15 protein-coding genes and 1 tRNA gene are annotated in these 12796 nt (G+C 39.7%); 13 read left to right on the top strand and 3 right to left on the bottom strand.

Features of this window, described 5'->3' with window-relative positions; all coding sequences use genetic code 11:
* Positions 1–2: 2 nt before the first annotated feature.
* Positions 3–428, top strand: coding sequence for a flagella synthesis protein FlgN (locus SHD_RS10595; protein WP_023267106.1), 426 nt, complete (start codon positions 3–5; stop codon positions 426–428).
* A gap of 98 nt (positions 429–526) precedes the next feature.
* On the opposite strand, the gene SHD_RS10590 is transcribed toward SHD_RS10595, so the two are convergent.
* Complete coding sequence (locus tag SHD_RS10590) at positions 527–976, bottom strand: LPP20 family lipoprotein (protein ID WP_023267105.1); 450 nt, start codon at positions 974–976, stop codon at positions 527–529.
* Positions 973–1605: a FlgO family outer membrane protein gene (locus SHD_RS10585; RefSeq protein WP_039978153.1), complete on the bottom strand. Its 633-nt coding sequence runs from the start codon at positions 1603–1605 to the stop codon at positions 973–975. Before SHD_RS10585 ends, SHD_RS10590 begins: the two co-directional genes overlap by 4 nt.
* 226 nt (positions 1606–1831) lie before the next feature.
* Here SHD_RS10585 and SHD_RS10580 point away from each other — a divergent pair, with 226 nt between their 5' ends.
* The 4 genes from SHD_RS10580 to SHD_RS10565 all read left to right on the top strand — a co-directional run bounded on the left by SHD_RS10580 (position 1832) and on the right by SHD_RS10565 (position 4728).
* Entirely contained in the window at positions 1832–2998 is a 1167-nt protein-coding gene (locus tag SHD_RS10580; protein ID WP_023267103.1) for a flagellar assembly protein FlgT, read from the top strand.
* Between the two features lie 55 nt (positions 2999–3053).
* Positions 3054–3129 (top strand) — tRNA-Arg (locus SHD_RS10575).
* Between the two features lie 47 nt (positions 3130–3176).
* Positions 3177–4469 (top strand): motility associated factor glycosyltransferase family protein, encoded by a 1293-nt coding sequence (locus SHD_RS10570; RefSeq protein WP_023267102.1) that lies wholly within the window; start codon positions 3177–3179, stop codon positions 4467–4469.
* The gene (locus tag SHD_RS10565) at positions 4462–4728 is read left to right on the top strand and encodes a hypothetical protein (RefSeq protein ID WP_023267101.1); all 267 of its coding nucleotides are present in this window, start codon (positions 4462–4464) and stop codon (positions 4726–4728) included. The genes SHD_RS10570 and SHD_RS10565 overlap by 8 nt, the downstream gene beginning before the upstream one ends.
* Before the next feature lie 11 nt (positions 4729–4739).
* Here the strand turns inward: SHD_RS10565 and SHD_RS10560 are convergent, their stop codons facing one another.
* Positions 4740–5768 (bottom strand): ketoacyl-ACP synthase III, encoded by a 1029-nt coding sequence (locus tag SHD_RS10560; protein ID WP_023267100.1) that lies wholly within the window; start codon positions 5766–5768, stop codon positions 4740–4742.
* 130 nt (positions 5769–5898) lie between these two features.
* Between SHD_RS10560 and SHD_RS10555 the strand changes: the two genes are divergently transcribed.
* The 8 genes from SHD_RS10555 (at position 5899) to SHD_RS10520 (ending at position 12792) form a co-directional block, all read left to right on the top strand.
* On the top strand, positions 5899–6990 hold the full coding sequence (locus SHD_RS10555; RefSeq protein WP_023267099.1) for a 3-oxoacyl-ACP synthase III family protein: 1092 nt from the start codon (positions 5899–5901) through the stop codon (positions 6988–6990).
* 2 nt (positions 6991–6992) lie between these two features.
* Positions 6993–7742: an SDR family NAD(P)-dependent oxidoreductase gene (locus SHD_RS10550; RefSeq protein WP_023267098.1), complete on the top strand. Its 750-nt coding sequence runs from the start codon at positions 6993–6995 to the stop codon at positions 7740–7742.
* A complete protein-coding gene (gene pseG, locus SHD_RS10545; protein ID WP_039978129.1) occupies positions 7732–8790 on the top strand; it encodes a UDP-2,4-diacetamido-2,4,6-trideoxy-beta-L-altropyranose hydrolase in 1059 nt (352 codons plus the stop codon). The genes SHD_RS10550 and pseG overlap by 11 nt, the downstream gene beginning before the upstream one ends.
* Positions 8787–9902 carry an aromatic ring-hydroxylating oxygenase subunit alpha gene (locus SHD_RS10540; RefSeq protein ID WP_023267096.1) on the top strand — a complete coding sequence of 372 codons (1116 nt, stop codon included), beginning with the start codon at positions 8787–8789 and terminating at the stop codon, positions 9900–9902. Before pseG ends, SHD_RS10540 begins: the two co-directional genes overlap by 4 nt.
* Positions 9895–10968 (top strand): pseudaminic acid synthase, encoded by a 1074-nt coding sequence (gene pseI, locus SHD_RS10535; RefSeq protein WP_023267095.1) that lies wholly within the window; start codon positions 9895–9897, stop codon positions 10966–10968. The genes SHD_RS10540 and pseI overlap by 8 nt, the downstream gene beginning before the upstream one ends.
* Before the next feature lies 1 nt (position 10969).
* Positions 10970–11710, top strand: coding sequence for a cytidylyltransferase domain-containing protein (locus tag SHD_RS10530; RefSeq protein WP_039978127.1), 741 nt, complete (start codon positions 10970–10972; stop codon positions 11708–11710).
* 72 nt (positions 11711–11782) lie between these two features.
* Positions 11783–12016, top strand: coding sequence for an acyl carrier protein (locus SHD_RS10525; protein ID WP_023267093.1), 234 nt, complete (start codon positions 11783–11785; stop codon positions 12014–12016).
* A gap of 11 nt (positions 12017–12027) precedes the next feature.
* Positions 12028–12792, top strand: coding sequence for an SDR family NAD(P)-dependent oxidoreductase (locus SHD_RS10520; RefSeq protein ID WP_039978126.1), 765 nt, complete (start codon positions 12028–12030; stop codon positions 12790–12792).
* Positions 12793–12796 lie beyond the last annotated feature (4 nt).

Here is a 12796-nt window from a genome sequence, read left to right as displayed (position 1 = left end):
CTATGACAGAAATAGCTAAACTGGTAGATCAACAACACGCCCATTTGGCTGTTCTTAAACAAATTATTCTTAAGGAAAAAGGCGCTTTGGGTGACCAAAACGCCGATTTGCTTTTATCGCTTGCGGAGCAAAAATCGAAATGTCTGCAAGAGCTTAAAGCGAACGATGACTTGCTGGCTAATCACAGCGATAAATCTTTACTCACAGAGCAAATCGAACTGTCCCATAAATTGGCTGCAGCGAAAGAAGCGCTTGCCGAATGCAAAGAGCTAAATGCTCAAAATGCCAGTTTAATTGAAATGAATCTTGCAAGTTTGAATCGCTTTGCTCAAGCCTTACAGGCGAGTAGGAATGCCACTACACTGACATATAACGATAAAGGCAAAACCTCGACTTTTTCGAGCTTAGGTAATGATTTAAAAGCGTAAGTAAAGCGTCATATAAACGGGTACAAACAAAAGCCGCGCTACTTTGTGCGGCTTTTGTTTATCTGTATATCAACGAAGAGGAGCACTCTGCGCTACACCTAGAAATAGGTAACATCTTTAATTCTTTGCGGCCGACTCTGCTGCTGATAAATCTGCCATACCTTAGCAAAATCAAGTTCTAACTCAGTCACATAGTGATCCCCTGCTGGATAGCTTTTCACCACTCGAGCCCCGCGGATAACCCCTGTCACAGAAGCTTTAACATTGTCATCTGTCAGCATCCAATCACTGACACTGCTATTAGCGGTGATCTTCTGTCCATACACTTGTTCAGCCAGTTCACGGTAGGCCACAATTTTTGAGGCTTGCATCGCCATTAAGACTCGTTGAGATTGTTCTTTGGCAGGTTGAGTCGCTAGCGGGGCATAACCTATTGCCGTGAGCTTAGGAAAACTACTTGGCGGCACATCTTCCCACTGCACATATTTATCTTTCGCCGCACATCCGGTTAGCAGAAGCGCTGCAGCTATTAATAAGTAGCGTTTCATTTTCCATCTCCTAGTACTCGCACTTCATTCATACCTGGGCTCGACTGGCGGTATAAAATCCCATCCTGAGAGATAACTTGTTCCGAGGGCTGCATGTAATTGCTCAATTCTTTTTGGGTAACAAAAGTCTGTGATGCTGAAACTACACGGTTGTTACTTAGGGTAACAATCCGTGTATTGATAGCCATACCATTGGTTGTTGGACTCATAGTAGAGACAACAATATGGTCGACGGGTAAGTTAGTAGATAATCTTTGCCAGTCACGCGTCAAAATAAAATCACCATCAGGGGTAACACTGAGGCCATCAGCTAAATTCAGATCCACTACATTAAATTGAAAACTGTGTAATGACGTTATGAGCCCTTGTTGCAGCTGCTGCGCAAGTGCATTAGTCCCTTTTAGATCACCAACTAACACAGGCGTTGCAACAACAATAGGTTGATCTGAACGCAGCGCATCATTTTGTTTAACAAGCTCTGTCACTATACGCTGGGATAAATGGTTGATCACCGCCGTCGGCGGCAAACCATTGCCATCTACTAGGCTAGGTTTGGGCGGTACAACGGGTTTCGTCGTACAACCTACCAGCACCACAAGTGCCAGAGGAATAAATGCACGCTTCAGCATTGGAATAACCTCATCGTCTAAATCAATGCGACTCACATAAAGTCGCAGCCTTTGGCGTAAATCAAGCAAATATTAGACCAAGTCAAAATATTGCTTGGCATAAGCTACTCAGATTATCGACAAGTCCCGCAATAACTTTATCTACATTACACCAATCGGGCATACAATTTGCTTATGGCTGTATAACTCTGCCATTAAACTGACTGATTTCGCGAAGGGCTTATTAATGAACATACTGAGAAAGAATTTGCTCATAATCGGCAGCCTACTATTACTTACTGCACCAGCAAAAGCCGAGTGGGTTGAAGCGAGTGGCGAAGCAATTATTGCAAATGGCAACATAGCCCAAGCCAGAGAAGAAGCAATCAACCAAGCGGTAAGTTATGCCACCCTCAGCACCGGCATCCAAATCTCTAGTGAGCAGCAAACCACTAACGGTAATCTGACACAAAACAGTTTTGCGATTAATCGTTATGCCCAAGCAATTAGTATTCAATTACTAAGCGAGCGTATTCAAGGCAACAAAATCTATGTTTCACTTAGGCTCGATCTTAATGACGATCCAACTCAACAGTGCCCTACAGGCCAACTGAAAGCCGCAATACTAATCCCTCAGGCACAAATAAAAGACCGGGCACAGTTACGTTACGGACAATTATCGGGGTTTGAAGAAGCGATATCCGAAAAGCTCGGTAATAGCATAGATGACTATTCATCAACCGGATTTAGCCATATCCACGCAAAAGAAAGGCTCGATATTGCACAAGAACTGGTTGATATCCGCGGCTATCGACTCCCTAGTTGGCTAAGTGAAATCACCGATAGCCAATATATTTTATTACCCCAAATCATCGACATATCAACAGAGCCTGTGCAATCCACTTTTATGGGGTGGTGGGATGAAGCGCCACTAAGACAATTCCAATTTAAGCTCAGCCTTTATCACGGCATTAGCGGCGAAGAAGTTTGGAGCAAAACCTACAACACTTCGGCACCATGGGAATTTGAAGAACAAGCAATTATTGCACCTAATAGTGACCGTTTTTGGCGTTCATCCTATGGCAGAAATATCAGCCAGATAATCCAAGAAGCCACTCGTGATATTGATCGAACGCTCAATTGCCGACCACTATTAGGACAAGTCGTCAGCCGCCAAGGCGATAGAATTATCCTCAACTTAGGGCGAAAACATGGGATCCGTGTTGGAGATAAATTCCAAGTGGTTTTGCAACGAAACTTACCCGATAGACTTAACGAAATGCGCGCCGTTGCCACGAAAAGCCGAGCAACAGTACAAATTGAACAAGTGAGTGAAGAAAGTGCAACAGCAGTACTCGTTGACCAAAATGCGGCTTACAATGTACAGATAAACGACATCGCGCTTAAGATTTAACCAACTAAATCATAAGCCTTTTAATCAAAGATAAAACCAGTATAATCACAGGCGTCTCTTCATAGCTCAACAGGATAGAGCAGCCGCCTCCTAAGCGGCCGATCGGGGTTCGAGTCCCTGTGGAGAGACCAGATAGTGATGTCGGAAATATCAAAACGAAAGCTTCCGAGGAAACGGAATGACTGAACTATTTGCCACTAATCTGAGTATTATTGCTAAACGCTGGCCAATTGTGGCTGCTGCGATAAAAAGCCAATCAGTTGACCATCTTGATGCACACTTAGTCCAAGGCCAAAACCAAACTATCAGTGTTAATGGTATTCAGCTAAGTAGCCGTCATGACCGCATCGCTGAAGCACAGCTGTTTATTAGCACACTTCCATCAAATACTCACCAAGTCACGGTTTATGGCGTGGGTATGGGTGATGTTCCAAGTCTGTTGATTGAAAATCCGCACTATACTCGCATTGAAGTCTGCATTTTAAATTTGGCTGTATTCGCATTATTGCTTTGTTACACCGATCAGCGGGAATGGCTAAGTCATCCCAATGTAAACTTGAATGAGCAAGCAGGAAAAACTCTAAGTTTTCCTTATATTGCAATCACACCAGAACTCAATTTAGTTAGCAATGAAAATGCTATTATTCGAGATTTAATTGTATATGAGCTGAATCGTAATTATGCTAATCAGCAACACCTTAATAACGACAAAGTTGAGTTTCGATTTAAAAGTAATTCAAAAAATATTGAGAATGACCCAAGCGCAGACTTGCTTATACAATATTATAAGAAACCTCGGTGTCATGTTATAGCCTCTGGCCCAACACTAGAAGATCACTATGATTTTTTGCTAAAACAGCGACAGTTACCAGACAACTCAAGGCCATTAATGATTGCAGCCGATACATCATTAAAAGGGTTAATAAATCATGGCGTCTATCCAGATATTGTTGTTAGTATTGATATAAATATTCGTCTAGACCATATTCCTATTGAGGATACAGAAAATATTTCATTAGTGTATTTTCCAACTATATCACCTGACATTATTAGAGAATGGAAGGGAAATAGATATTGTGCATATTCAAAACATGCAAGATACGATACTCTATCAAACTACCAACCCAAATTGCGCTTATATACTAATGGAAGTGTAATTCACCCTATTATAGATCTAGCAGCTTATTTAGGTGCTTATGAGATATCCATGTTTGGTTGTGACTTTTGTTATGCAAAGAATAAAACTCATGCATTCTGGCCTGATGGTTCTTTGGGACCAAAAATAAATAATGCAAAACATTGGGTCCTTAATGGACGTGGTGATAGAGTGGAAACTGATTTAAACTTTAGAGGATATTTGAGAAGTTTAGAACTCTATATAAAAATTAAACCTAACATAAAGTTTTATCAATCCTCTCTAGATAGCGCCAGAATACTAGGAGCACAGTACAAGGACTTCACAAATGAATGAGAATGTTGAAATACCCCTGCTAATAAATGATTTAATAATCACATCAAAACATCTTAGACTAGGGGAAGAAGCTCAAGCATCTAAGCATCTTCGAATGTGTCTTGATAAACTAGAGACTCTTATCAGTACTGATATGGGGAAAAGCAGAATCGCGTCTTTATTACCTCAAATGTTGTCTGCACATGAAAGATCAGATTGGTTATCACTGGCTGATTATCTAGAGTTTGAAATCCCTGATATTCTAACTCACATATCTTAATGGAGCATTTTTTACAAATTAGAGTTGAGCGATAGGTCTATTAAAGTACAAACGGATAATTTATCTAAAGCCAATGCAACACTTCCCCAAGACCAGCCTACACCAAACCCCGACAGAACTAGTTTATTTTTTCGGGTAAGCAGTTCTTCAGAAAGAGACAGGCATAAGGCTAATGGGATCGATGCAGAACTCGTATTACCCACTTTTCGCATAGATATAATCACTTGCTCTTCGGCGAATCCGACTTTATCACCTAATCGCTTTAACATCATTTCATTTGCTTGGTGCATTACGCAGAAATCAACTTCATTCACTTGCCATTTTTTTTCAAATAAGCATGATTGAATTGATTTTGGAACTTCTCTTAGGGTAAATACAAAAACTTGCATACCATCCATAAACAGTTCGAATTTTTCATCAGGTTTTTTTGCGCCTCCGAAAGGCTGAATCAGATAAGGAGTGCCAGCACCATCAGTTCCAAGGGAAAAAACCATGTCATCACAATCTTTGCAATTCTCAATCGCAATCGCACTAACAGCATCTCCAAACAGTGCAGAAACTGAACGATTATTTTCACTATATTGTTGACTGGTTGTATCACCGACCACAAGTAAAGCTTTGCTCCGCGGTAAAGTATTTAATAACTGTGATATTTGCCACAGTCCATATACAAAACCGGAACATCCCAAATTAATATCAAAAGCCAAAGTGTTTTTATCTAAACCAAGTCTATGCTGGAGTTGTACAGCATTACCAGGCAAAGGATAATCCGGCGTTTGAGTGACAAAAAGAAGAATAGCGATGTCATCCTCAGCCCAATCCATACTGCTTAGAAGTAACTCACAAGCCTTATTGGCAAGATCTAGGGCTGTTTGCCCCTGACTGACAACACGTTTCGATTCAATCCCTGTAGCAGCAACAATACGCGCCATTTCTTGCGAGTCTTGAGAAGAAACGGCGTCTCGGTTCAACTTTTCTGTTTCGGGTAGTACAGATACTATTCCAGAGATAGTAACATTTTTAACTCGAGTGACTGTCATCAATATTCCTAAAATTTGCCTTATAAGCAAGAAGTTAGAGTGTTTCCAAAACAAGTTTGGTACTTTCAAGCTATATTATTCAATGTTATAGTTAAAACCAATACCCATTCTTACTTCAACAAGGTTATTTATGGAAGCCGTGATCAAATCAGTCAAAATTGCAGGAATGCAAGCTGCCGTGCCTCCCCATAGGCATTCCTATGTTGAAACTCCTGAGATCTTTACTCAAGAAGAAGCAGATAAAATATATGCTAGCACAGGTATACATAGTCGCAGGATTTTACCTCCACATCTTTGTGCATCTGATATGTGTATTGCTGCCGCACAGGTTTTACTTCAACGCTTGAACTGGTCACCAGAATCGGTGGATGTTCTCATTTACGTATCGCAAGATGCCGACTATGCACTTCCCGCAACAGCCTGCTTAATTCAAAACAGATTAGGACTTCCAACTTCTTCTGCATGCCTTGATGTTAGTTTAGGTTGTTCCGGTTTTGTCTATGGAACTTGGATCGCTAGTCAGTTACTAAACAGCTCAAATGGTAAGCGTGCTTTAGTACTTTGTGGAGATACATCAAGCCGACATCTACTCCCTGAAGATCGCGGTACGCTTCCTTTGTTTGGTGATGCAGGAGTAGCTACTGCACTTGAATATGATGAGAATTGGCCTGATTCATATGCGATTTTTGGGACAGATGGCACTGGTGGACAGCATATTGCCGTAAAAGCGGGCGGAAGGCGTAATCCTACCATGCCAGAATTAACGCCAAGATCAGAAGAAGAAGAAAAACAACTCTATAATGACTCTCGTCTATATCTTAATGGAGCGGCTGTATTTTCATTCACATTGAAAGTCGTACCTCAACTCGTAAAAGATACCCTTAGATTAGCCAATCTAATGGTTGATGAGCTCGATATGGTTGTTATGCATCAAGCCAACCAGTTTATCCTCGAACACCTCAGAAAAAAATCAAAAATCCAGGGTGATAAGTATCTGATAGATATGAAAGATTTTGGCAATACTTCAAGTGCATCAGTGCCATTAGCCATATGTCATAAGCTTCAACATTTTTTTGATAATCAAACTAAAAAGGTAATGTTAGGAGGATTTGGTGTTGGTTGGTCTTGGGGAGCAATAATCACGGATATAGGCCCCATTGTGTCGCCAGAAATAATTGAAATTGAAGATGATTTCGAGCCACTTTCTTTGGTGCAACAATAAAAATGAATATGAAGAATAAGCAATACCTAGTTACAGGCGCTGCAATTGACTCTGAAATAGGCTTTGCGATCTGCCAAAAATTGGATGCTGAAGGTGCTAAACTAATTCTTGTTGGTCGTAGAGAAGAGCCCTTACAACAAACAAAAGCACAATTAGGCAACGAGCATTATGTGATTCCGTTCGATCTGAGCCAACTGGATGATATCAATTCTCTCGCGATGACAATCGTTGAAAAATATGGACCGATCGATGGGTTTATTCACAACGCTAGTTTTCAAGGATACAGTCCGCTTCGAAATATTTCCCCAAAACAGATCAGAGATTATTTCGACATTAACTTTTCCGCAGCAGTCATGCTTACAGCCGCTTTTTCTCGCCAAAAACACTTTGTGCCAGGGGCAAGCTTTGTTTATATTGGATCAGCAGCGGGTCAACGAGGGTTAAAAGCACGCACTTTATATGCAGCATCAAAAGCAGCACTTACCTCACTGACCAAATCGGCAGCATTAGAACTTGCATCAAAATCAATAAGGGTTAATTGTGTTGCTCCAGCAATTGTAAAAGGAGCAAAATCAAATAAGCAATTTTTAACAATTGGAGAACAGCAAACATCAATGCTTCTCGCTTCGCATCCGCTGGGTTTAAGTGAACCGGAGGATGTTGCTAACTGCGTATATTTTTTATTAAGTGATATGAGTAACAAGATTACGGGAAGTACTCTCGCGGTAGACGGTGGCTTTCTTGCAGGCTAAACCTCTATGTGTTTTTTATGGTAATAGTAGCCATAAAATTGGTGCTGGGCATATCATGCGCTTATTTGCACTTGCTCAAGCTGCTAAAGCTTATTTCCAAATACTTTTTATCTATAAAACCTGTCCAGATGCTTTATTAGATAAACTTAAAGAAGAAGGATTCTCAACCCGAATTCTTTCCTCGCCGCTTGCTTTTAACGAGTTATCATCCTTTTCTGCGTCAGTTATCTTTATAGACGATTATGATCTAACATCAGATGAATGGCACACATTAGAACAGCTAAAATTATTTAAAGTTAAGCTTGATGATGGACTAGACTGCTCAAAGTATTTTGTTGACCTAGTGATAAATCCTGCACCAAATGCCAATTTAGATAGTTACGCCAAACGTTTTCCATCTTCCCAATTTTGTTTAGGTCCAAAATATACATATCTTAGAAAAGAGTTCTCAATATGTTCTTTTAAACCACTCAATGAAAGAAAAAATATACTTATTACATTAGGTGGTACTGATAGTAAATCCCTCGCGTACCCTTTATCAAAGAGTTTGCTATCCCGTCTTCCAGGGACAACAATTCAACTACTATTAGGAAAACAGCATCAAGATCAGTTAAATTTAGAACAATTACAACAACAATATAGCAATTTTAGCTTAATTTATAATCCAGCATCTGTAGCAAGTATCATGGTAGAAGCCGGATTAGCGATATCAGCTGCAGGGGGGACTCTTGGAGAGCTGGCATCGATGGGAGTTCCTACAATCGCATTGATCACTGTAGATAATCAAACACCTGCATTAGAGTCGCCGTTAAACAACACTTGGTATTTTGCTATCGATCTCAGATCTGCCTGTACGTCGGAAGTAAAATGCAAAAGAACATTTTCTTTGCTTGACAAAGTATCTGAAGAAGCCACCAATCTCTGGCATGATATATGCAAAAGAGAAAATATGAGTGAGCAAGCTCGCCAATTAATTGACTCTAAAGGCTGCCAACGTATTATCCAGAAACTACTTATAGGCTTAAAAACTGAGCAGGAACAGCAATGATTACCACGGAATCACTACATCCAGTATATTACTACGCCACTAATACATTTGAACAAGAAAAGTTCGCAGTATTCGAGAATAACTGGATTTTTGTTGGCTTTAGAGATGAACTATCAAAGAATAATGATTTTATCACGATTACAATTGGTAATACGCCGATTCTTGTTCAAAACTTCAATGGCGAACTTTCTGCACTATTGAATATATGCAGTCACAGAAAAGCTAAACTTCAACAAGAAAAAAAAGGGAACCGCTCGCTAATATGCCCATATCATTGCTGGAGTTACAAAAGCAATGGAGCATTAGCAGGTGTTCCACAAAATAAAACAGATTTTGGGTTAAATGAGACAACAAAAAAACATTTATCTCTTAAAAAATTCGCCCTCGAGCGTTGTGGTGAACTGCTTTTCGTTAGAGTAAGTCAAACGGGTCCCTCTTTATCAGAATTTTTAGGACCGTACTTTTCTATATTAGAAACAATATCAACAGATTTTAATGATCATATTCAAGAAGGAATTTATAGCTGGAAAACGAACTGGAAATTAGCTTGCGAGACTGTTTTAGAAGTTTATCATGTTGCAGGTACTCATCCAGACACTTTTGCAAAATTTGCTAGAGCAGAATGTGAAATTCATTATTTCAACGGGCATTCCACAGGCAATACGCCGTTACAAGAAGCGACCCATAAATGGTGGAATGGCGCGAGAAAACATTTGAAAATTAACCCACATGATAAATTTGATGAGTATAATCATTTTTTTATTTACCCGAATCTTGCCATTGGGTTAACAAATGGTTCACTCATGTCATTACAAACTTATGAACCTGTAGATTCAGTAACTACCCTTTTAAATTTTCGTTTGAGGATGATAAATCCACCAAGCGAAATTAAATCAAGTGAAGCATTAAAAGCTGCAGTTTGTATGAACTTCACAAAATTTAATCATACTATTTTAGAAGAAGACAGAATTGTAGCTGAATCTTGCCAAAGCAATATGACCTGTAATAATACTCCAGGCTTACTCGGTAAATGCGAAGACCGAATCCGTCACTTTCATAGTGCTTGGAGGGAGGATATAAATAAACCTACTGGAATTATAAAGCATGTTTAAGCCAAATATATTCATTCAAGGCAGAGAAATCAGTTCTCTTAAACCACCTTATGTGATTGCCGAATTATCAGGTAATCATAAAGGAGATCTATCTCAAGCACTTACCATGATAGATAGGGCTGCCTCAACAGGTGTAGATGCTATCAAGATTCAAACTTATAGTGCTGAAACAATAACACTTAACCACAATGGCCCTGAATTTAGGTTAGAAGGTGGGCTTTGGGCGGGTCGTACTCTCTATGATTTATATCAAGAAGCTCACACACCATGGGAATGGCATGAAGAATTATTTCAGCGAGCAAAAAAAAATAACATAACGTTATTTTCATCTCCATTTGATAAGACTGCCATTGACTTACTTGAATCACTTAACTGCCCTGCATATAAAGTTGCATCATTTGAAATTAATGACATTGGATTAATCACTGCTATAGCCAAAACAGGTAAACCAATAATTATGTCAACGGGGCTTGCTACACTAGAAGAGATCAATGAGGCCGTAACCGCCATTGCGAATGCTGGAGGCACTCAACTTGCTTTATTACACTGTATTAGTGGCTACCCAACTCCAATTGAAGATTGTAACTTGAGAACCATTTCCGATTTATGTCAAAGATTCGACTTCCCTATTGGTCTAAGTGACCACACGGTCGACAATACTGCCGCAATTACAGCAGTAGCTCTAGGTGCATCTATCATAGAAAAGCATTTTACACTTGATAAAACAGATGGTTCAGTTGATGCTGCTTTTTCGCTAGAACCAGATGAGTTTATTCTACTTAAGCAGGAAACCACTAAAGCCTATAGCGCTCTTGGGATGGCAGGTTATGATATAAAACCCAGTGAGCAAGGAGGACGGGAATACAGACGTTCATTATATGTTTGCAAAAATATCAAAAAAGGCGAGATATTTACTGAACAAAATGTTCGCTCAGTACGTCCGGCCAAGGGATTACATACTCGTTATTTGCCACAGGTTTTAGGACAACAGGCCGTAATGGATATCCCTTTTGGTACAGCGCTATCGGAACAACACCTAAGCATTCCTCTTAAAAAGGCACCTTAAAATGCCAAAAGTGATATGTATAAGCCAAGCAAGAATGGGTTCTAGTCGATTACCTGGCAAAGTGTTAGCGATGATCAATGGTAAACCAATGCTCGAATATCATGTTTCACGAGTGCATGAATCTACACTCATTGATCATCATATAATTGCCACAACGGATAGTGAACGTGATCACCCTATTGTAGATTTTTGTATAGAGAATAATCATCTTTTCTTTTGTGGAAACGAAGACGATGTGCTTTCGCGATTTTATCTGGCAGCGCTTCAGTTAAATGCTCAACCTGAAGATATTATTATTAGATTAACAGCTGACTGCCCACTTGTTTCGGGACAACTAATCGACGAAACAGTGTTGATGCATATGAAAGGCGCTAGCAATCAATACACACATGTTAGCTTAGATTACTTCCCTCGTGGCTTTGACGTTGAAGTCTTCAGTATGGAGAATCTTACTAAGGCTTATAACTTTGCAACTAAACCAGCAGAGCGAGAACATGTAACGCTATACCTATACAGTCAACCCAACATGATGATCGTACCGATTGAGTCAGGTAACGTAAAATGGAGCCAATACCGTCTCTGTGTAGACGAAGCAGATGATTTAGAGCTAATAAATCAATTAATCAATAAGTTAGGTAAAGACTGGTTGCATTCGAGCCCTGAAAAGATCTGTAATTTATTAGCCTCGCACCCAGAAATAGCCTTGCTTAACTCTGGTGTAATACAAAAAACAGTCCATTAAACTCAAAAGTTTTGGTTTTAGGCCGATAGAAAAATATTCTCCTATACAATAAAGCAAAAGAAGGTAAATACTATGAACAAGCAAGAATTTTTAAATCAACTTGAAGAAATTTTAGAACTAGACACCAATACACTTAAAGGAAATGAAGTATTACTGGATATAGAACAATGGGATTCATTAGCATTTTTAAGCATTATCGCTATGGCAGATGAACATTTTGACATTGTCATTCAAGGTGACAAATTGGAACAAATCAAGACTGTAGATGATCTTGTTGCACTAGTACAAGAGCATCTATCTGTTTAAGGTTTATAGCCATGACGTTAAACAATCCCATGGATTTAAGTGGGAAACGTATTTTAGTCACAGGAGCATCCAAAGGAATTGGTCGTGCCTGTGCTATATTACTATCCCAACTTGGCGCTCGAGTTGTTCTCAATGGACGCCAAGTTGAGCAACTTAATCAAACCCTAGCGTTAATGTCAGGCGAAGGCCATTCAATTGCAGTGTTTGATATGGCAAAAACCGACGAGCTATATGACTGGTTTAAATCTTTAACTAAGACCGAAGGTTATTTTGATAGTTTTGTGCACTGCGCAGGAATTCAAGAAACAAAACCGATACGCCTATTCGACCAAGCATTTTTTGACCAAACTATGCACGTAAATCTTGCCAGTGCTATGGCTATTGCCAAAGGATTTCGCACGAAGCGTGATAGAAGCAAACAGGGTTCTATCGTGTTTGTATCATCTATAGCAGGCCTTATTGGCCAGACTGGTAATACAATCTACGGAGCGAGTAAAGCGGGTTTAATGTCACTTACGCGTGGATTAGCAATGGAATTACTTAGAGATAATATTAGAGTTAACTGTGTTGCTCCTGCATTAATAGCCACTGAAATGGCACAGCGAACTAAAGAGAATATGACTGAATCTCAATTCCAACATATGTTAGACCAACATCCGATGGGTATTGGACAACCAGAAGACGTAGCTAATGCTGTCGCCTTTCTGATAAGTGATGCGGCAAAATGGATTAATGCGATAACATTGCCGGTAGAGGGTGGTTATCTTGCAAACTAAGAAG

Source organism: Shewanella decolorationis S12 (genome assembly GCF_000485795.1).
GTDB classification, from domain to species: domain Bacteria; phylum Pseudomonadota; class Gammaproteobacteria; order Enterobacterales; family Shewanellaceae; genus Shewanella; species Shewanella decolorationis.
The sequence above is the reverse complement of the archived record's forward strand: the minus strand, read 5'-3'. Positions and strand labels throughout refer to the sequence as shown.

Excerpts from the sequence above, each read along its gene's own strand:
- SHD_RS10595 (WP_023267106.1), top strand. The coding sequence starts at position 3 with ATGACAGAAATAGCTAAACTGGTAGATCAACAACACGCCCATTTGGCT.
- SHD_RS10590 (WP_023267105.1), bottom strand. The coding sequence starts at position 976 with ATGAAACGCTACTTATTAATAGCTGCAGCGCTTCTGCTAACCGGATGT.
- SHD_RS10585 (WP_039978153.1), bottom strand. The coding sequence starts at position 1,605 with ATGCTGAAGCGTGCATTTATTCCTCTGGCACTTGTGGTGCTGGTAGGT.
- SHD_RS10580 (WP_023267103.1), top strand. The coding sequence starts at position 1,832 with ATGAACATACTGAGAAAGAATTTGCTCATAATCGGCAGCCTACTATTA.
- SHD_RS10570 (WP_023267102.1), top strand. The coding sequence starts at position 3,177 with ATGACTGAACTATTTGCCACTAATCTGAGTATTATTGCTAAACGCTGG.
- SHD_RS10565 (WP_023267101.1), top strand. The coding sequence starts at position 4,462 with ATGAATGAGAATGTTGAAATACCCCTGCTAATAAATGATTTAATAATC.
- SHD_RS10560 (WP_023267100.1), bottom strand. The coding sequence starts at position 5,768 with ATGACAGTCACTCGAGTTAAAAATGTTACTATCTCTGGAATAGTATCT.
- SHD_RS10555 (WP_023267099.1), top strand. The coding sequence starts at position 5,899 with ATGGAAGCCGTGATCAAATCAGTCAAAATTGCAGGAATGCAAGCTGCC.
- SHD_RS10550 (WP_023267098.1), top strand. The coding sequence starts at position 6,993 with ATGAATATGAAGAATAAGCAATACCTAGTTACAGGCGCTGCAATTGAC.
- SHD_RS10540 (WP_023267096.1), top strand. The coding sequence starts at position 8,787 with ATGATTACCACGGAATCACTACATCCAGTATATTACTACGCCACTAAT.
- pseI (WP_023267095.1), top strand. The coding sequence starts at position 9,895 with ATGTTTAAGCCAAATATATTCATTCAAGGCAGAGAAATCAGTTCTCTT.
- SHD_RS10530 (WP_039978127.1), top strand. The coding sequence starts at position 10,970 with ATGCCAAAAGTGATATGTATAAGCCAAGCAAGAATGGGTTCTAGTCGA.
- SHD_RS10525 (WP_023267093.1), top strand. The coding sequence starts at position 11,783 with ATGAACAAGCAAGAATTTTTAAATCAACTTGAAGAAATTTTAGAACTA.
- SHD_RS10520 (WP_039978126.1), top strand. The coding sequence starts at position 12,028 with ATGACGTTAAACAATCCCATGGATTTAAGTGGGAAACGTATTTTAGTC.